The organism is Paenibacillus sp. FSL K6-1318 (genome assembly GCF_037976905.1).
GTDB classification, from domain to species: Bacteria; Bacillota; Bacilli; order Paenibacillales; family Paenibacillaceae; genus Paenibacillus; species Paenibacillus amylolyticus_A.
Window position 1 is genome coordinate 5,246,112 of sequence record NZ_CP150270.1, and the last position, 17,551, is coordinate 5,263,662.

Annotated in this window: 20 protein-coding genes and 1 other annotated feature; all 20 genes read right to left on the reverse strand. The window is 47.7% G+C overall.

All coding sequences use genetic code 11. The features are described 5' to 3' along the window. Positions 1-73: 73 nt before the first annotated feature. A complete protein-coding gene (locus NYE45_RS23320; RefSeq protein ID WP_340014192.1) occupies positions 74-1,360 on the reverse strand; it encodes a homoserine dehydrogenase in 1,287 nt (428 codons plus the stop codon). A gap of 58 nt (positions 1,361-1,418) precedes the next feature. Then, positions 1,419-1,856 carry an ACT domain-containing protein gene (locus tag NYE45_RS23325; protein WP_017692625.1) on the reverse strand — a complete coding sequence of 146 codons (438 nt, stop codon included), beginning with the start codon at positions 1,854-1,856 and terminating at the stop codon, positions 1,419-1,421. A 229-nt stretch (positions 1,857-2,085) separates the two neighbouring features. After that, positions 2,086-3,396 (reverse strand): GTPase ObgE, encoded by a 1,311-nt coding sequence (gene obgE / locus NYE45_RS23330; RefSeq protein WP_340014193.1) that lies wholly within the window; start codon positions 3,394-3,396, stop codon positions 2,086-2,088. Between the two features lie 17 nt (positions 3,397-3,413). Then, a complete protein-coding gene (locus tag NYE45_RS23335; protein ID WP_340014194.1) occupies positions 3,414-4,211 on the reverse strand; it encodes a Spo0B domain-containing protein in 798 nt (265 codons plus the stop codon). 90 nt (positions 4,212-4,301) lie between these two features. Next, a complete protein-coding gene (gene rpmA / locus NYE45_RS23340; RefSeq protein ID WP_017692622.1) occupies positions 4,302-4,613 on the reverse strand; it encodes a 50S ribosomal protein L27 in 312 nt (103 codons plus the stop codon). 23 nt (positions 4,614-4,636) lie between these two features. Continuing rightward, positions 4,637-4,966: a ribosomal-processing cysteine protease Prp gene (locus NYE45_RS23345; protein ID WP_036605912.1), complete on the reverse strand. Its 330-nt coding sequence runs from the start codon at positions 4,964-4,966 to the stop codon at positions 4,637-4,639. Between the two features lie 14 nt (positions 4,967-4,980). Then, entirely contained in the window at positions 4,981-5,292 is a 312-nt protein-coding gene (gene rplU, locus NYE45_RS23350; RefSeq protein ID WP_017692620.1) for a 50S ribosomal protein L21, read from the reverse strand. A gap of 14 nt (positions 5,293-5,306) precedes the next feature. Continuing rightward, positions 5,307-5,391, reverse strand: a sequence feature (ribosomal protein L21 leader region). Between the two features lie 56 nt (positions 5,392-5,447). After that, complete coding sequence (locus NYE45_RS23355) at positions 5,448-6,698, reverse strand: Rne/Rng family ribonuclease (RefSeq protein ID WP_076333695.1); 1,251 nt, start codon at positions 6,696-6,698, stop codon at positions 5,448-5,450. A gap of 106 nt (positions 6,699-6,804) precedes the next feature. Next, complete coding sequence (locus NYE45_RS23360; protein WP_145151349.1) at positions 6,805-7,665, reverse strand: M50 family metallopeptidase; 861 nt, start codon at positions 7,663-7,665, stop codon at positions 6,805-6,807. Further along, entirely contained in the window at positions 7,658-8,506 is an 849-nt protein-coding gene (locus NYE45_RS23365; RefSeq protein ID WP_340014195.1) for a M23 family metallopeptidase, read from the reverse strand. Before NYE45_RS23365 ends, NYE45_RS23360 begins: the two co-directional genes overlap by 8 nt. A 148-nt stretch (positions 8,507-8,654) precedes the next feature. Continuing rightward, positions 8,655-9,449: a septum site-determining protein MinD gene (gene minD / locus NYE45_RS23370; protein ID WP_053783092.1), complete on the reverse strand. Its 795-nt coding sequence runs from the start codon at positions 9,447-9,449 to the stop codon at positions 8,655-8,657. 3 nt (positions 9,450-9,452) lie between these two features. Continuing rightward, a complete protein-coding gene (gene minC / locus NYE45_RS23375) occupies positions 9,453-10,115 on the reverse strand; it encodes a septum site-determining protein MinC (RefSeq protein ID WP_017692615.1) in 663 nt (220 codons plus the stop codon). A 74-nt stretch (positions 10,116-10,189) separates the two neighbouring features. Continuing rightward, entirely contained in the window at positions 10,190-10,723 is a 534-nt protein-coding gene (mreD, locus tag NYE45_RS23380) for a rod shape-determining protein MreD (protein WP_340014197.1), read from the reverse strand. After that, positions 10,723-11,595, reverse strand: a complete 873-nt coding sequence (gene mreC / locus NYE45_RS23385; protein ID WP_340014198.1) for a rod shape-determining protein MreC — start codon at positions 11,593-11,595, stop codon at positions 10,723-10,725. Before mreC ends, mreD begins: the two co-directional genes overlap by 1 nt. Positions 11,596-11,780: 185 nt before the next feature. Continuing rightward, positions 11,781-12,815 (reverse strand): rod shape-determining protein, encoded by a 1,035-nt coding sequence (locus NYE45_RS23390; RefSeq protein WP_024633969.1) that lies wholly within the window; start codon positions 12,813-12,815, stop codon positions 11,781-11,783. 183 nt (positions 12,816-12,998) lie between these two features. Further along, positions 12,999-13,688, reverse strand: a complete 690-nt coding sequence (gene radC, locus NYE45_RS23395; RefSeq protein ID WP_036673540.1) for a DNA repair protein RadC — start codon at positions 13,686-13,688, stop codon at positions 12,999-13,001. Positions 13,689-13,728: 40 nt separating this feature from the next. Further along, the gene (locus NYE45_RS23400) at positions 13,729-14,340 is read right to left on the reverse strand and encodes a Maf family protein (protein ID WP_340014199.1); all 612 of its coding nucleotides are present in this window, start codon (positions 14,338-14,340) and stop codon (positions 13,729-13,731) included. 95 nt (positions 14,341-14,435) lie between these two features. Then, the gene (locus NYE45_RS23405) at positions 14,436-14,678 is read right to left on the reverse strand and encodes a DUF4321 domain-containing protein (RefSeq protein ID WP_047841183.1); all 243 of its coding nucleotides are present in this window, start codon (positions 14,676-14,678) and stop codon (positions 14,436-14,438) included. Positions 14,679-14,823: 145 nt separating this feature from the next. Beyond that, complete coding sequence (locus tag NYE45_RS23410; RefSeq protein WP_340014200.1) at positions 14,824-16,053, reverse strand: SPOR domain-containing protein; 1,230 nt, start codon at positions 16,051-16,053, stop codon at positions 14,824-14,826. Between the two features lie 125 nt (positions 16,054-16,178). Next, positions 16,179-17,498, reverse strand: a complete 1,320-nt coding sequence (gene murC, locus NYE45_RS23415) for a UDP-N-acetylmuramate--L-alanine ligase (RefSeq protein WP_340017427.1) — start codon at positions 17,496-17,498, stop codon at positions 16,179-16,181. Positions 17,499-17,551 lie beyond the last annotated feature (53 nt).

Here is a 17,551-nt window from a genome sequence, read left to right on the forward strand (position 1 = left end):
CCTGTTGGTACGGATATGATTAACTTGTACGTTATAACTGAACTAATTGAGTTGCCGTATGGGATACGGACAACTACCCTTCCACTCGATACACACTCTTAATGCGGCGAATGACGCTGAGTGATTCGAAATGTTTTAACACTTTATCCATGCTTGCCTTACTTGCATTATGTGTAACGATAATGATCTCGGCATCCGGGTTGTGCTCATTCGGCTGTTGAACAACCGAGGCCAGACTGACATCATATTCTGCGAAAATTTGTGTGATTTGTGCCAATACACCGGCTTTGTCGTCTACGTGTAGTAAAATAAAGTTTTTCGACACGATCTGCTCGTCGCTTTGCAGTCGCTTCGTCTTATAAGGCACAATCGCTTTAAGACCGTTTACGCCAAGTTTAAGATTTTTGGTGACCGCTACAATGTCAGCTACAACAGAAGTCGCCGTTGGGAGTTCTCCCGCACCTGCACCGTAGAACATCGTCTCTCCTACAGCTTCGCCGTGTACATATACTGCGTTGAAGACACCGTTGACTGAGGCAATCGGATGATTCTGTCTCACCATCGTCGGCTGTACGCTGATCGTGATCTCATCGTCAATACGGTCCGCAATACCAAGTAATTTCATCTCATACCCAAGTCTTCTGGCATACGTAATGTCTTCACGGGTTACGGAGGATATGCCTCTGACGGTTACATCCTTCAACTCCACATTGGTGCGGAAACCGAGCGTACTCAAGATCGCCATTTTGCGAGCTGCGTCGAGTCCTTCTACATCGGAGGTTGGATCCGATTCAGCGTATCCCAGAGCCTGTGCCTCGGCCAGCACTTCTTCATAGGATGCACCTTCCTGACTCATTTTGGTCAAAATAAAGTTCGTTGTTCCGTTCACAATCCCCATAATGCGGGTAATCCGGTCGGAAGAGAAACCTTCAATCAGTGTACGAATGATTGGAATACCTCCCGCAACACTCGCCTCATAGAACACATCACATTGTTTTTCCTGTGCCTTCGCCAAAATCTCCGAACCATGCAGGGCCATAAGATCCTTGTTCGCTGTTACGATATGTTTCCCCCGTTCCAACGCTTCAAGAATATACTCCTTCGTCTGATCAATGCCGCCCATGACTTCAACGATGACATCAATATCCGGATGACGAATGACTTCCCAAGGATCTTCCGTAAGCTTGGCACGGTCTACAGCAATGACACGGTCTTTCTCTGTATTTTTCACCGCGATCTTCTCGATGACAATCGGCGATCCAACCTGACTGCTCAGATCCTCCTGATTTCCTTCCACAATGCGAACGACTCCCGTTCCTACAGTTCCCAGACCCAACAATCCGACTTTTACCGGTTTCACTAACGATCTACCCCCTAATGTCTATTCTTGTCCGTCAGTCCTGTATGATAAAGCCTAATTAGCCTTGGCCTACAATACGCGTGCGCCTTACTCCAGGCATATCTTGCATTCGATCCAGCATTTCACCAATTTCGCCATGAAGATGTGTTGTTTCCACCGAAATGACCACATTGGCCCTTCCCTGAAGCGGGATACTCTGATTAATTGTAAGTACATTGGCTCCATAACCAGCTACATGTCCAAGCACACGAGACAAGATACCCGACTGATGCTCCAGATCAATGGAGATGGTTACAATTCTCTCCCGCTCAAGCTGGTTAATCAGATGAATTCCATCCTTGTACTTGTAAAAGGCACTCCGGCTTAATCCGACCTGTTCAACCGCCTCATGCACTGTTTTAACATCACCGGAAGCCAGTAGTTCTTTTACCTGCATGGTCTTCACTACAGCCTCTGGTAAAATATCTTCCCGTACTAAGTAATAGCGTTCGTTCACAGAACGTCCTCTCCTCAAAGACTCATGTATTCATATAGTGGACATTATAAAGGATCTACGCCAAAAGGGCAATACACGACACGCCTATTTTTTGAAATACGTTCCTCACAGTATACAAGTTTATCCCTCTCCCATGTCAGGAAAAACAAAAAAAACGCAGAGCCGTGTGGTCAACTTCCCACTTCTCTGCGTTCATATATCGATCTATCTCTCCATAAAAGACGGCTACTTAGTAGTAACTGCTGCCTTCCACGAATTCGAATTCGAATTCTCCAATGCGCACGATGGTGCCTTCTACAGCTCCGCGCTTACGCAACTCAGCATCCACACCCATATAACGCAGTGTACGTGCGAGTTTCAATATAGCCTCGTGCGAGTTCAGTTGCATCCGTTTCATCATGCGGTCAATCTTGGCACTTTCGACAACGAACATTTCATTCTCACGCACAATTTTGAAACCATCGTCTTCTTTTTTGTCCAGACTATATACTTTACGTTCAGATACATCTGCTACCTCTTCAACCACTCGCTCGTCTGGAGCCTGATCCAGCAGATCAGCTGCACGATACAGAAGTTCTTGAATCCCTTTCCGGGTCAAGGATGAAATTGGCATCACTTCAATATCAGGTTGAACTTCACGAACTTGCTGTAAGAATTGCTCCAGGTTCGCTTCAGAGTCTGGCATATCCATCTTGTTAGCTGCTACAATTTGCGTTCTCTCAGCGAGAAGCGGATTGTACAACTTCAATTCGTCATTGATTTTCTGCCAGTCTTCAAAAGGATCGCGTCCTTCCGAACCCGACATATCTACAACATGAACAATAATACGAGTACGCTCGACATGACGCAGGAACTCATGTCCCAGTCCGATCCCTTCATGCGCACCTTCAATCAGTCCAGGCAAATCGGCCATGACGAAGCTTCGGCCTTCTCCTACACCGACTACACCCAGATTCGGTGTAATGGTTGTGAAATGGTATGCACCGATCTTTGGCTTGGCTGACGAAACGACAGAAAGCAATGTGGATTTCCCGACACTCGGGAAACCAACCAGACCAACATCCGCCATAACTTTTAGCTCTAATACGATGTAACGCTCCTGCCCTTCTTCACCATTCTCGGCAAGTTCAGGTGCAGGATTGTTCGGCGTGGCAAATCGGATGTTACCCCGTCCGCCCCGACCACCACGAGCAATAACAACCTGTTGTCCGTGACGTGTCATATCCGCCAGTACTTCTCCACTGTCTTCATCCAAAATAATGGTTCCTGGTGGAATGCGCACAATCATGTTCTCGGCGTTTGCACCATGCTGACTTTTATTACGTCCCTTCTCACCACGAGGGGCCTTGAAGTGACGCTGGTAACGGAAATCCATCAACGTCCGCAAACCTTCATCCACACGGAAAATGATGTCAGCTCCTCTGCCTCCATCGCCCCCGGCAGGTCCGCCGTTTGGTACATACTTCTCACGACGGAACGAAATAATTCCGTCCCCTCCGTCTCCGGCTTTTACATAAATCTTCGCTTTATCTACAAACATTGGTTAACCCCTTCTTCCTATATTCCACACGGCATTCTGAATTGTATAAACGTATCCTCAGACGGAAGCTGCTCCGTTCTGACTTTTTTTCCTTTGAGTACGGCAGTAAGCTGCCGCAGTGTTTCCGGATCGGGTGTTTGATCCCCATCCAGTCGGACAACTACATCTCCATGATCCTGTCCGAAGTTCAAGGTCAGTTTGCGAACCTCTCCCCAAGAAGACCGGCCGCCGCCATATTGATAGGCCCTGATTGCATCCGCAATCGCCCCGGTAAGTGACTCGCCATCCTCGGGAGAGACCAGAGCACTAAGCTGCAACTCATCTTCTATTTCCACATGCAATTCCAGCGCGATTCCACTGGCGCGAAATGACTGAAGATAAAATACGAGGGAAGGAATACCCAATCTGGAGATTCGGCTTTCTTCTGTAACCCGTTCTTTTATTCTTTCCACACATTGCAAGGATTTATCAAGTTTGCCCAGCCGAAGATATCCATATAACACCTGAAGGTCGTTCATCCAGTCGTGTCGATGATGATTTAATGAAGCAATTGCTGTCTTTTCCATGGATTGTATGATGGCTCTGCGTTCCGCCTCCGCCTGTTTCTTCATCGCATTCACAGAAATGAGCAATACTGCGACGGACCAAAATGCGCACACGACGCTTGAGATCATCGCCGGATACAACATAACGAAAACCAAAGGAATCAGAAGTGAACATGCCGCAATCCACGGCACTCTTTTCCAAGATTTCATGGCTTCTCCCCGTTCTACAAAACTCGGTTGGTCTACACCCACCGTAACCAAGTATAACATGTCTTTTCTGCCAGTTCATTATCGAATAACCGTTGAATACAAAAAACCTCCGGCAAAAATGCCGAAGGCTCCTTAGGCGGAATGCCGATATTACGCTTCTACTGCAGCTGCTACAGGAGCAACGTTAACAGGATAGATGCTTACTTTTTTACGATCGCGTCCCCAACGTTCGAATTTTACAACGCCGTCGATTTTCGCGAACAAAGTGTCATCTTTACCGATACCAACGTTAGTTCCTGGGTGAATTTTCGTTCCGCGTTGGCGAACGAGAATGCTACCACCAGTTACAGTTTGACCATCAGCACGTTTAACACCCAGACGTTGAGCATTACTGTCACGTCCGTTCTTCGTGGAACCTACACCTTTTTTCGATGCGAATAACTGAAGATTTAATTTCAACATGATTGGTTGTCCTCCTTCTTTGCTTATTTGAATTGCTGTATTTTAATATACTTCCCGTATGACTCTGCAATATTAGAGAGCATAACCACCATGGATTCGAGTAACAATTGTACCTGGGACCAGGTTTCCCCTCTCTCTAACAAAGGTAAAGAACCACTTAAAAAGCCATTCTTCATCTTGGCATCCATTTCGACACCGGTCAATGTTTCAATCGAGTTCACCGTACCCACTGTAACAGCGGATACCCCGGCACATACGATGTCTTCTCCCCGCTTGGCAAAATTAGCATGCCCTTCGATGGAAAAGCGTTCGATGTTCCCGTCCTCATCACGAAAGATTTGAACGATAATCACTTATCGCACCTTCTTTACGCTTTGATTGTTTCGATAGTTACTTTAGTGTACGGTTGACGGTGACCTTGCTTCACATGGTAGTTCTTTTTAGGTTTGTATTTGTATACGATAACCTTTTGTCCTTTGCCATGTTTCTCCACTTTAGCCGTTACAGTAGCTCCGGAAATCAATGGTGTACCTGCTGTCAAACCTTGATCGTTAGATACAGCCAGGACACGGTCGAACGTTACGCTTTCGCCATCGTTCGCAGTCAATTTCTCGATGAACAGAACATCGCCCTCTTGGACTTTGTACTGTTTGCCGCCTGTTTCAATAATTGCGTACATTTGCCTTGCACCTCCTCATGTCTCAGACTCGCCCGTTCTCAGGTGACAGTGTCCTTGCGGAACTGTTCTTATACCCGGCCAGTGCGGTTACAGCATGTGCAAGACCATTAGGCTAAACACATACTTGAAGATTATATCACGCAATATATCAAAAATCAATGCAAAGGTGAAATATATCTTTTTCCCGTACCATGACAGGAAGAACACGGCTCCACATAGGGTAACGTGCTCTCTTCCCGCACTTTTTTGCGTGTCAGTTCTAGCAAGCCCAGCTTGGTCCAGCCCATCACAAACGCTTTGGTTCGATCCTTCTTGAGCTCGCCCTCCAAGGTCGCCGCCACTTCATGCCGATTCGAAGCTTCCTCCATATCAATGAAGTCGACAATAATCATGCCACCGATATCCCGCAGGCGCATCAGACGAGCAATCTCCACTGCTGCCTGCATGTTCGTCTCTGTCACGGTCTCTTCCAGACTGTCACCGCCAGCTCCCGTATATTTGCCTGTGTTCACATCCACTACAGTCAGAGCTTCGGTATGATCAATGACGATATATCCGCCTCCAGGCAACCACACTTTCCGGGCAAAATCCTTGTTCAACTGCTCCTGCACACCATAAGCAGCAAAGATGGACTCTGTTCCCCGATACACCTGTACTTTGGGTTGATGACCGGGACTTATCTCTTCCAGCAACGCTTTTACCTCGCGGGCTTGTCCTTCACTATCAGTGATGACTTCGTCACTGCCTGGCGTATACACATCTCTGATGATTCGCTGTACCATGCTATGATCCCGATGCAATAGGCTCGGGGAAGGCAAACTGTCCGCTTTTTCGCGAATCAGGTACCACTGCGCACGTAATGTTTCCAAGTCTGCCTGAATGGCTTCATGCTGTTCTTCTGCAGATACGGTTCGGATAATAAGCCCCTCTTCATCCCGTCTCAGTTGCTCTCCAAGTGCCTTAAGGCGGGAACGATCCCCCTCACGGGCAATTTTCTTGGATACCGCCACATAGTCGGCAATAGGCATGTAGACAAGCCAGCGGCCCGGAAGTGAATAATGAGTCGTCACCCGGGCTCCCTTGCCTCCTACCGGTTCCTTCAGAACCTGAACAATGACTTCCTGACCCGGACGAAGCAACTCCGAGATGGAAGGCTTCACCTTGGGCTGCTTCTCCAGATGGGGATGCAACACATCGTCCACATATAGAAACGCATTCTTTTTCTGACCAATATCCACAAAAGCAGCTTGCATACCCGGTAACACATTCACGACCCGTCCCTTGAAAAAGGAACCCAGCAGTCCACGCTCGCGTGTACGTTCTGCCGTGAATTCCACAGCTTTGCCTTCTTCCAGAAGCGCCATTTGCATGAGGTTATGTTCATTATGTACAATCATTTGTTTCATGGCTTCACCTCTAGAAGACAATTCAATTCATCCACATCCATTTCAGTATCTTTACATTTCTCATTGTACATGTATTAACCCATTTCAGAACAGGTCCACCAGAACACTACAACTTATCACCATTTTGTTGAAAATAGGAACCGATAATGCGTTGTTCAGGCAATACGGCCATAATTCGTCCCTGTCTGTTCATCACGTATACCATATGGTATCTTTCTCTCTTTAATAGACGCAAAATAGTGTCCAAAGGTTTCGCTGGAAATGAGATTATTGGCTGCGCCAAACTGCCAGTAGCCGCATGCCGAGCGAAAGCGCCCTCCCGATTCATAAGAAAACGGATAAAGCGATAGGGCACATTTCGGTAATCCGTCAGGTTGGAATAGAACAAAAAAAGACCGATTAACAGAATGTTGAGCGGTAGGCCGTAGTCACCGGTAAGCCATCGGCTGATGGCAACCAAAATAACCCCTACGCTACACAGGATGCTAATTCTGTAAGTCCACATTAATGTTGTATAGTAGGGTGCCCACAGACTGACAAGCGCCTGCACAATTTTACCGCCGTCCAGAGGCAGTACGGGTAGCAGATTAAAGAGGGCAATGAGCAGATTCCCCTGAATGATGTAGTTCAGAAAAACAGGATCGCCCAGATTGCCATACTGCAGCAGCCAAACCACGCCAACCATCAGCATGTTTTGCAATGGACCTGCCAGAGCGATCATGATTTCCCGGAAGGCCGTGATGTTGCCTCCATCCTCAATAACCGCCACCCCTCCAAAAGGAAGCATCTGGATGGACACGACACGACAGCCCAGAAGGGCCGCAGCAGCAGCATGTCCACATTCATGAATGAATACGATGGCAAACAACGTAATGAGTTCAATAAAATGTCCAGTCAGAAGAGAAGCCATCATGATAATTACAAAAAACGGGTGAAACGTAATACGCACTCCCCACACCCTAATCAAGGGCAACGACTTCCGCTGGGTCTACGTACTCCTCACCCTCTTTGACCGCAAAATAAAGCGTGGCCGGTTGTTCACCACCCGTAGTCTTGAGACTCCCCACCGCATTCCCCGCTTCAACCCAATCGTTCACGTTCACTTCACTCTCGTTCAACCGACCGTATATTGCCGTGACATTGCCTGTATGCTGGATGACAACCGTAAATCCACTTGTTGCATCTCCGATAACCTCCATGACACGCCCTGCATCCGAACTGGAGACCTGTATAAGTTCTGCCCCTGCGGCTTCCGGAACGATCTCAATTCCCTTCATGCTCAGCGCAAATGGCTGAACCACTGTGCCCGAGATCGGTTTGCCCAGTAACTGCCGAATACCGGAACCATTGACAGCATCCGTCGTATGTCCGAGAACCGGAAGAAACGAAGGCGTTCCTCCAAAATGCCGTTCATACCAGGCCGCAGCAGAGGCAAAATCCATATCTCGATGGAGTGCATCGGCAATTACTGTTTTGGGTGATGTCGTCCACGAGGTATCCAATTGAAACAGCCCCCATACTCCACCAAATATCAAAGCGCTAATGACTGTCCGCCTTAGAAGTGACTTGAACAGGTTGAATCTCGAATGCCCCCCTGGAACGAAATGACCATTCTCTTTTTTCCATAACCATTCCGGGTCTCTTTCCTGTATCCCTTCGCTAGACGTAAACGGCTTCCGGTGTACAATCTCATTCTTGTCCAACAGTGACCCTACTTTTTGCTCCTGCAAGACTTCCACAGTGGCACCATCCATCAGTCGCCGAATGCGTTCTTCTCGTCTCTGCTTGATTCTGAGTTTCGTGTTCATGGAATGTCCTCCCGCCGAGGCTTGTTTACTACATCCTATGAAGAGGTGGTTGATAATATGAACAAGCCTGACGGCAGGCAACAAAAAAAGCCGGGCTATAAGCCACGGCTGTCATGTATTCATGTGATGAATAAGTTCGTTTAACGAATTAACCCATTCCGAAGAACTTTTTAAAGCGGGTAAAAGCACCCTTTTTCTGCTCCAGCTGCATCAATGGGACCGTATCTCCCAGAATGCGTCGTGCAATATTCCGATATGCAATTGCCGCAAGTGAATCCGGATTCATGACCGTAGGTTCGCCTGAATTGGCCGCTTTGATGACCAGCTCATCATCAGGTACGATACCAATCAGGTCAATATTAAGTACTTGTAAGATACCATCGATATCCAGCATGTCACCCGATTTAACCATATTATTGCGAATTCGATTCACTACCAGCTTCGGCGATTGAATGTGTGAACTCTCCAGCAGCCCGATGACACGATCCGCATCACGTACTGCAGCATTTTCCGGTGTAGTGACCACGATGGCTTGATCTGCTCCTGCTACCGCATTTTTGAAACCCTGCTCTATACCGGCTGGGCAATCAATAATGACGTATTCAAAATCTTTTTTTAGTTCAAGGATAATATCCTTCACCTGTTCTGGCGACACCGAGTTTTTGTCTCTCGTCTGCGCCGCAGGCAACATATATAATTCTTCGAAACGCTTGTCTTTGACCAAAGCCTGATTCAGACGGCAGCGGCCGTCCGCAACGTCGCACAGATCGTAAATAATACGGTTTTCGAGTCCCATCACGACATCCAAATTACGAAGGCCGATATCGGTATCTACCAGACAAACCTTTTTGCCGAGCAGCGCCAGCGCTGTCCCGATGTTTGCCGAGGTGGTTGTTTTACCCACGCCGCCTTTACCCGAAGTGATCACGATCGCCTCTCCCATGAGCTACACTCCTTTAAACACATTAAAATCTCGGCGCAACCGAACGATATTGCTCATCTTGTCTATCTGCATCTGATTGTCCTGTAAGTAAGCAAATTCCATTCCGGTTTCTCGGCTCTCCCATTCATCGGGAGGACGACTGATGATATCCGCAATCCGCAACTGCGTCGGTGCAAACACCGACGCAGCAATGATGGCTTCTTCGTCCCCGCCAATTCCGGCATGAGCCATACCTCTGAGTGAACCCAACACATATATATCTCCGGTACACGTCACCGTGCCCCCCGGATTGATATCCCCAAGAAACAGGAGATTTCCTTCATGATGAAGCACCTGACCTGAACGCACCATACCACACATGGTTACAATCGGCGGCGGTCCTTTAACCTCCGGTTGGAGTGCAGGTGAGTCAATGGATCGAATAAGCAGATTCCCTTTTTGTTTCAATATATCGAGGATTGCTTCTTTTTGGTCCTCTGTCACTTCGCGGGCACCCAACTTGATATCCACATGAACAATCGGTCCGGTCAAAATATTTTGATGGCTGTGTTCCAGCTTATAGCGGAGCTCATAGAGCAATTCCTCGAATTCACATTGATCGTCCAACAGGAAAACCAGGCCGTCTCGGATGCCTTTAATCGTTACGTGATTCGATTTTACCGTCATAAGCCTGTCCCTCCCATCTCATTACATTTCGTGCCCGGGGCCCCAAGTTCCTGCTTTGCGCTCCATAAATGTATTTAGGAAGCTTCTTCTGTCTTGCTCCGTCTCTTGCCGATCTTCTCCAGTTGTTTCCGAAGCGGGACATAAATGATCAAGGCAAACACAAAATGAACGAACAAATTAGGAATCATGTATTCAAGCAACGCCCAGTCAAAGGTCACGTGGTTAAGTTGGAAGAGCTTGTACAGGAAGAACAGCATGGTGTCATTAAGCAGACTTCCCAAAATGACAACCGATACCATAACCGGCAGTGGTGCACGCGGTGCTTGAAAAATGAGTCCCATCATGTATGCCGATAATCCCATGGAGAATCCGTAAGGTCCAATCATCTCGCCGTAGAATACGACGTCATGTAATAGTCCAAAAAATATACCGAGCACTAGTGCTGTGTGCCGATGATGGTATACAGCGATAAACAAAATTACGATATAAACCAGATTGGCAGAAATACGCATCTGCCAGCCAGAAGGAATGAGCAGCGGCAAAATCGTGCCTTCCGCAATGAACAAAACGAATAACAACAGGAACAAGACTTGCTTCCGCGTCACCATTATTCTTTTACCTCAGGCGGGATAATGACAATCAGCTCTTTCCAGTCAAGGAAGCTTGCATACGGCTCAATTGTAGCTGTTTGCGTTAAACCATATTCACTTTTCTCTACACTCTTAACTTCACCAATCCGCATGTATTTCGGAAAGTTATTGATGATCCCTGAAGAGATGATCTCATCACCCTTTTGGATATCAGAATCCTCTGAGATCTTGGTCATCTTGAGCATGCCCGTCTTCGGATCGTAACTCTCAATCATACCAAACACTTTCTCCTTACCTACTGCCGTTGCTGCAATGGCATTGGATGTTGGATCATTGGCGTCCATGGACGTTAACAGATTAACCGTTGATGTATATGAGCTGACGTGACTGATCACGCCCACCAGCCCTTCCTGCGAGGTAACAGCCATCCCTGGCTTAATTCCCGCATTTTCACCAATATCAATGTTAATGGTTCTGCTGTTTGGATCTGAATTGGCACTGATAACCTGAGCAATTCGTGAACCATAATTATAGCGATTCTTCTGTTCTTCGGTGAAATTGAGCGCTTTCTGAAGCTGCTCATTCACTTGCTCCATATCATTGTACTTCAGCCGATCTCGGGTATAGTGCCCCATCGCGATGCGAAGCTCTTCATTCTCTTGATATACCGTACGCATGTTCGCTACATCTTTGAAAAAGCCCGCTACATAGGAAGCGGGCTTGTAAAATACGTATTGTACAAATCCAACTGAATCCTTCAGGAATTTCTCCGGCCAGGATAGAGTGGTTCGCGGACTGAGCGTAAAGCCCATTAACGCGATAAATGTAACAAGGCCCACCAGCAAAACAAAAAGTCTTTTGTTGCCTAGCAGTTTAAACAGTTCGAACACCCTCTAACATCCATATTCTCTTCCGAGCCATGCCCGGCGGGGAGACTGTCAGACCTGTAGTCCCTGCGAGAATATCAGCCGATCCTCCCCTGTTAAGCGGGTAATAGCTCATCCCCGGGGTTAACCGGGTACTCTATAACGATACCTTGCCACTTGGTCGCAATGCCAAGTTAGGCAAATACCAATTAACGTTTGGAACGAACTGCCGAACTGCTTCTGCTTTTGAACAAATGAATATTCTCTAGCGCTTTACCTGTTCCGATCGCTACACAATCCAACGGGTTCTCAGCCACAATGACAGGCATTCCTGTCTCACCAGCCAGAAGCTTGTCCAGATTGCGGAGCAGTGCTCCACCACCTGTAAGAACGATACCGCGGTCCATGATATCGGCTGCAAGTTCAGGCGGGCATTTTTCGAGTGTTACTTTTACCGCTTCAACAATCGCATTCACGGTATCAGCCAGCGCTTCGCTGATCTCGTCCGAAGTAATCGTGATCGTCTTCGGCAGACCTGTAACGAGGTCACGTCCACGAATTTCCATCGTTTCTACTTGCTCCAGTGGCATTGCTGATCCGATGTCCATCTTCAATTGCTCTGAAGTACGCTCACCGATCATCAGATTGTATTGGCGTTTGATGTACTGGATAACGGATTCATCCATCTCGTCACCCGCTACACGAACCGAACGGCTCGTTACAATACCGCCAAGAGAGATGACAGCCACTTCCGTTGTACCTCCACCAATATCGACAACCATACTACCCGTTGGTTCCCATACAGGCAGATCTGCACCAATTGCAGCTGCAAAAGGCTCTTCAATCGTATAGGCTTCACGTGCTCCAGCCTGTTTGGTTGCATCTTCAACCGCGCGTTGTTCTACTGCAGTAATCCCGGATGGTACACATACCATCACATTTGGATGACGCTGGAACATGGAGCGTTGTTTCTGCGCCTCACGGATGAAATATTTGATCATCGTTGCCGTTGTATCAAAATCGGCAATAACGCCATCTTTCATTGGACGAATGGCACGAATGTTACCTGGTGTACGACCAATCATTTTTTTGGCGGCTTCACCTACTGCCTCGATGCTTTTTGTATCTGTCCGTATAGCGACAACGGAAGGTTCCCGCACCACAATTCCTTTTCCTCGCACATAAACCAACGTATTTGCTGTCCCCAAGTCAATACCCAAATCTTTCGTAAAACCACCAAACATAACATAATCTCCTTTTCTGCCTCATATAGCCGCTCTATTCTGATCCAGAGCGTAACAATTTCATTCCCACGCAACACGTGGAGCTAATATTCGCATTTGTTTTTTTGCATTTGTAAAGTGAACCTATCTTTTACGGACAACGCCGTTAACATTCATAGGAAAACATCAACGCCAACCATTATATTATACTAAGCCCTTCTCCTTCAAACTTACGTACGTTCCATCTCCGATAATAATATGATCAAGCACGTCAATGCCGACAATAGCACCTGCTTCAATCAGTCGCTTGGTTATTTGGATATCCTCCGGACTCGGCGTAGGATCACCACTGGGATGGTTGTGTGCGCACACAATCGATGCGCTGCTGCATTTGATGGCAGCCCGGAACACTTCACGCGGATGTACAATCGAAGCGTTAAGGCTGCCCATGGAGAGTGTTTCCTGGGCAATAATATGATTTTTGCTATTCAGAAAGAGACACACAAAATGTTCCTTCTGCAAGTAACGCAATTGTTCCATCAGGATGTCAGCTGCATCACGCGGTGTACGGATTGAAGTCGACTGTGTGAGTCTGCTCTTGGCAATCCGATGGCCCAGCTCAATGCCGGCTTTCAATTGCACAGCCTTGGCATTGCCGATCCCTTTCATCGCAGTCAATTCTTCCAGACTCAGATCCATCAACGAGCGAATGCCACCCGCTTCGGCGAGAATCCGCTGTGCCATATGCACCGCGGATTCCTGTCTTGTGCCTGTTCGAAGTAAAATCGCCAGCAATTCAGCATGGCTTAAGGCGCCCGCCCCGTATTCCATCATGCGTTCTCTCGGGCGTTCTTCCTGGGGGATGTCGCGCATCATGTATTGAGGCGACTCCATATGTTCCCTCTTTTCAGTTCAAAACGTCAGTTGGCTTAACTCAAGTTCGCGGCAACACATGGACGCCAAACCCATCCAACATATCACTCAGCAAGGATAAGGGCAGGCCAACCACATTAAAATAACATCCTTCAATACGGTCGATCAGTGAAGCGCCAATGCCCTGAATGGCATAAGATCCTGCCTTATCCGAAGGCTCCCCTGTCTGCACATAGGCACGGATGGTTGCATCCGACAGTTCTTTCATCGTTACATCGGTCTGACGGTAATGAACGACCGATTGTCCATTGCCTGCATCAATACAAGCTACGCCAGTAAACACCCGATGTACACGTCCCTGTAGACGGGATAACATACGTTCAGCATCCGCTTCGTCCATGGGTTTGCCTAGAATCTCACCATCCAGAACAACAACGGTGTCACTACCAACAATAATCGCTTCCTGTTCACGGCCTTCAAGCCCACGATACACGGCAAGTGCCTTGCGCAAAGCAAGCTCCTGTACCGTCTGTTCAGGTGTCCACTCTGGTGGTGTGTCTTCATCGGCATGACTTGGTATTACATCAAACGCTAAGTGGAGTGATGCGATCAGTTCTTTGCGCCGAGGCGATGTGGAGGCCAGAATAATAGGGCGCTGCTGAGTGTTATCCATAATGAACGGCTCCTTATGCTACGGCAACATCCTGTCCGGATCACAATAATAGATGTCACTGATTTTAATTTTTTTCGTCATAACTCGTCATTCTCCTACAGTCTGCGATACAGCCACACAGCGGCAATCATACCGATCAGACTCAGAAGGCTCATTTGAAATTGAAGTGAAATATCATAACTGATAATGTCCAGATCAGCCTGTGGCGACCAACGTATGGTCGTGGCTTTCGTAAGAAAGGCTACTGCCTTTACAGGCTGCAGTGCCTTGGCGATCCACGCTCCGGCCATCCAGCCGAGCAGCAGAAACAGCAATAACATGCCGAAGTTTTTTTTCATCGGTAATCTTCCCTCGCCATTTTTTGACACCCACATTATTATACGGGGTTTTGTACGTCAATACAAACACAAATCCGGCAAGGGGAACTATTTCCAGTTCCTTGCCGGATAGGTATTTCCAAGCGTTGTTATGGGAAAGAGCATGTTACTGCTTTATCGCTTCGAGCCATTTTTTCTGCTGCAGTACATATTCCATCAGATCGGACTGCACGGACCACATGTGTACATCATCCGGGTTTTTGTTGTACTCCGCGATAGCCGTTATTGCACTGTTCATCGATTTTTCCATGCCGCCAATAATAGGTTGTACTTCTGAGGTCAGGCCGGGTGAAAGACTATTCAAACCGGTCAACCATGACTGGTGCTTATTCTGGATCGCAGTCATCGCTTCTGCAGAGACTGCTACCGGAGCAGACTGTCCCAGCTGCTGTATGGACAAGGTAGACAATTGTTCGACCAATGCAGAACTGTTCGTGAAGAAAAGCTGTACATCCTCTTGCTTGCCACCAAATATAGCCGGATTGACCTCAGGGTTCACGATCTCCTTGACGTACAGTTCGACTCCCTGGGCTTTAAGCCTAGAGCTTAGTAGCTTGGCCTCTTCACGATCAGCCGAAATGCCTGCATATACTCGATTGCCATCTTCAGGATCAGAACCTGCGGCTATACCTGCCTGTGCCAACTCAAGCTTGGCCTGCTCCGCTCGTTCTGGGGAACTGAACACACCGTATTGAAGTGCATAATACGTGCTGCCAGTCGTCGCTGTCTGAAGTTGCTGTTCTGTACCTGCAGTCCCCTCCTGACCCGTCACGGTGGAAACCGCCTGATTAACGGGCAGAAGATCGCCTGGCTTCGCGGCTCCTTCTTTATTGAAAAATGAAAGAATAACCATGCCAAAGAGTGCTCCGGTAACGAGTGCCCCGGTAACTGAACCAATCATTTTCCAGCCCCTTGGGGGACGATTACGCTTATAGGAATAGTTCTCTGAATCTGCAAGCCAGTCATGGCCTTGATCATCATGCGTATTGGACAGATCGCGACGCTCTTCTTCCGGATCTCCTGAATGATTAACATAACCGTAACCGGATCGGTTCCCAAGATAATGGGCCTCATCCAAATTCAAGTTCGAGTCATGGCTCACCCGCTCGTCAGGTTCAGGTACAGTAGAGCTTGTCAGCACCGTCTCTCCCCAGTCTCCGGGGATATCCTCTGGCGTCCAAGACGGGGTTGTATCCATCCGCTTAGGCGTTAGCGGTTGATTGTTCGGCAAATCTTCACTCAACGTCACCAATGGACTGGACGCGGATATCCCCTTGTTTTCAGGCTTGTCCGACTCATGATCCCCGAAGCGAAACGTCATTCTTGCATTGCTCACCCGTACCCTCTCCTTTGTCCCATTTATATCAGCTATATGCAGAGACGGGAGAATACATTCCGTATAACGCAAAAAAAAAAAAAACGCCTGCTTCATATCGAAGACAGGCGGTTTCTATATTGATTTTATTTCAAACCTTTGGCAAGCGTATCGCCGACTTTCCAGATATCACCTGCGCCCATGGTAATCACAAGATCTCCTGGCTGCAGACGATGCTGCAGATCAGCCACAACTTCCTCTTTCGTTGGGAGGTAACGTGCAGAAGCATTACTGTTTTGAACGATAAGTTCAACCAGTCTGGCTGAGGTTACCCCTTCGATCTGTTTTTCGCCCGCAGGAGAATAAATATCGGTAATAAGCACCTCATCCGCTTCCGCAAAAGCACGACTGAACGCATCCAGCAGGAAGAACGTCCGCGTATAACGCTGTGGCTGGAATACCGCAATAATGCGTTTGCCTGTTGCTTTGGCGGCACTAATCGTAGCTTCAATCTCAGTCGGGTGATGAGCATAATCATCAATGATTAGCATATCACGCACCTCGCCCAATACCTGGAATCTGCGTTTGGCTCCGTGGAACTGGATGATAGCTGCCACAATCTTCTCAAATGGAATGCCTGCTTCCAGACAGGTAATCACAGTAGCCATCGCATTATAAACGTTATGCTTACCCGGCACTGATAACTCCACCGTGCCCATAGCAGCACCCTGATGATTCATCGTAAAGGATATCCGACGATCGCCCAGTACAATATTTGTTGCCGTATAATCCGCAGCACGATCAATACCATAGGTTGTAATCCGTGACTTGAGTTCTGGCAAAATCGCTTGAACATTCTCGTCGTCAGAACATACAATCGCTGTTCCTTCCGGACGAATCTGGCTCAAGAACTGCACATAAGCCTTTTTGAGCTCCTCAAAATCACTGTTGTAATTCTCCAGATGATCTGCCTCAATATTGGTTACAATACCGAGCCATGGATGGTACTGCAAAAACGAACCATCGCTCTCGTCCGCCTCAGCGACTACCCAGTCGCCTTGACCGGCCTTCGCGTTGGTACCCACATTCATGATTTCTCCGCCAATGATATATGTCGGGTCTGTATCACATTTATCCATAACAAGTGCAATCATGGATGAAGTGGTTGTTTTACCATGTGCTCCAGCTACAGCCACACCTTTACGTTCGTTCAACAAACGTGCCAGCATCTGTGAACGATGCAGAATCGGAATATTCAGCTCAGCAGCTGCTACCCGTTCCACATTATCCGCAGGCGCTGCCGTAGAGTAGACAACCAGGTCTGCTCCAGTGACGTGCTCTGCCGTATGTCCGATATATATTTTCGCTCCCTTGGCTGCCAACTTCTCGGTCAACTCTTGTGAAGCGACATCCGATCCGGTAACGGTGTATCCCATTTCCAGCATAACTCTTGCGATGGCACTCATGCCATAGCCGCCAATCCCTATAAAATGAACGTGTTCCGATGTATTTAACAAAA

What these genes read in the sequence shown, in the direction of transcription:
- obgE (WP_340014193.1), bottom strand. Translation starts at nt 3,396, where the DNA reads ATGTTTGTAGATAAAGCGAAGATTTATGTAAAAGCCGGAGACGGAGGG.
- NYE45_RS23335 (WP_340014194.1), bottom strand. Translation starts at nt 4,211, where the DNA reads ATGTTATACTTGGTTACGGTGGGTGTAGACCAACCGAGTTTTGTAGAA.
- rpmA (WP_017692622.1), bottom strand. Translation starts at nt 4,613, where the DNA reads ATGTTGAAATTAAATCTTCAGTTATTCGCATCGAAAAAAGGTGTAGGT.
- rplU (WP_017692620.1), bottom strand. Translation starts at nt 5,292, where the DNA reads ATGTACGCAATTATTGAAACAGGCGGCAAACAGTACAAAGTCCAAGAG.
- NYE45_RS23355 (WP_076333695.1), bottom strand. Translation starts at nt 6,698, where the DNA reads ATGAAACAAATGATTGTACATAATGAACATAACCTCATGCAAATGGCG.
- NYE45_RS23365 (WP_340014195.1), bottom strand. Translation starts at nt 8,506, where the DNA reads ATGAACACGAAACTCAGAATCAAGCAGAGACGAGAAGAACGCATTCGG.
- minD (WP_053783092.1), bottom strand. Translation starts at nt 9,449, where the DNA reads ATGGGAGAGGCGATCGTGATCACTTCGGGTAAAGGCGGCGTGGGTAAA.
- minC (WP_017692615.1), bottom strand. Translation starts at nt 10,115, where the DNA reads ATGACGGTAAAATCGAATCACGTAACGATTAAAGGCATCCGAGACGGC.
- mreD (WP_340014197.1), bottom strand. Translation starts at nt 10,723, where the DNA reads ATGGTGACGCGGAAGCAAGTCTTGTTCCTGTTGTTATTCGTTTTGTTC.
- NYE45_RS23390 (WP_024633969.1), bottom strand. Translation starts at nt 12,815, where the DNA reads ATGTTTGGTGGTTTTACGAAAGATTTGGGTATTGACTTGGGGACAGCA.
- radC (WP_036673540.1), bottom strand. Translation starts at nt 13,688, where the DNA reads ATGGAGTCGCCTCAATACATGATGCGCGACATCCCCCAGGAAGAACGC.
- NYE45_RS23400 (WP_340014199.1), bottom strand. Translation starts at nt 14,340, where the DNA reads ATGGATAACACTCAGCAGCGCCCTATTATTCTGGCCTCCACATCGCCT.
- NYE45_RS23405 (WP_047841183.1), bottom strand. Translation starts at nt 14,678, where the DNA reads ATGAAAAAAAACTTCGGCATGTTATTGCTGTTTCTGCTGCTCGGCTGG.
- murC (WP_340017427.1), bottom strand. Translation starts at nt 17,498, where the DNA reads ATGAGTGCCATCGCAAGAGTTATGCTGGAAATGGGATACACCGTTACC.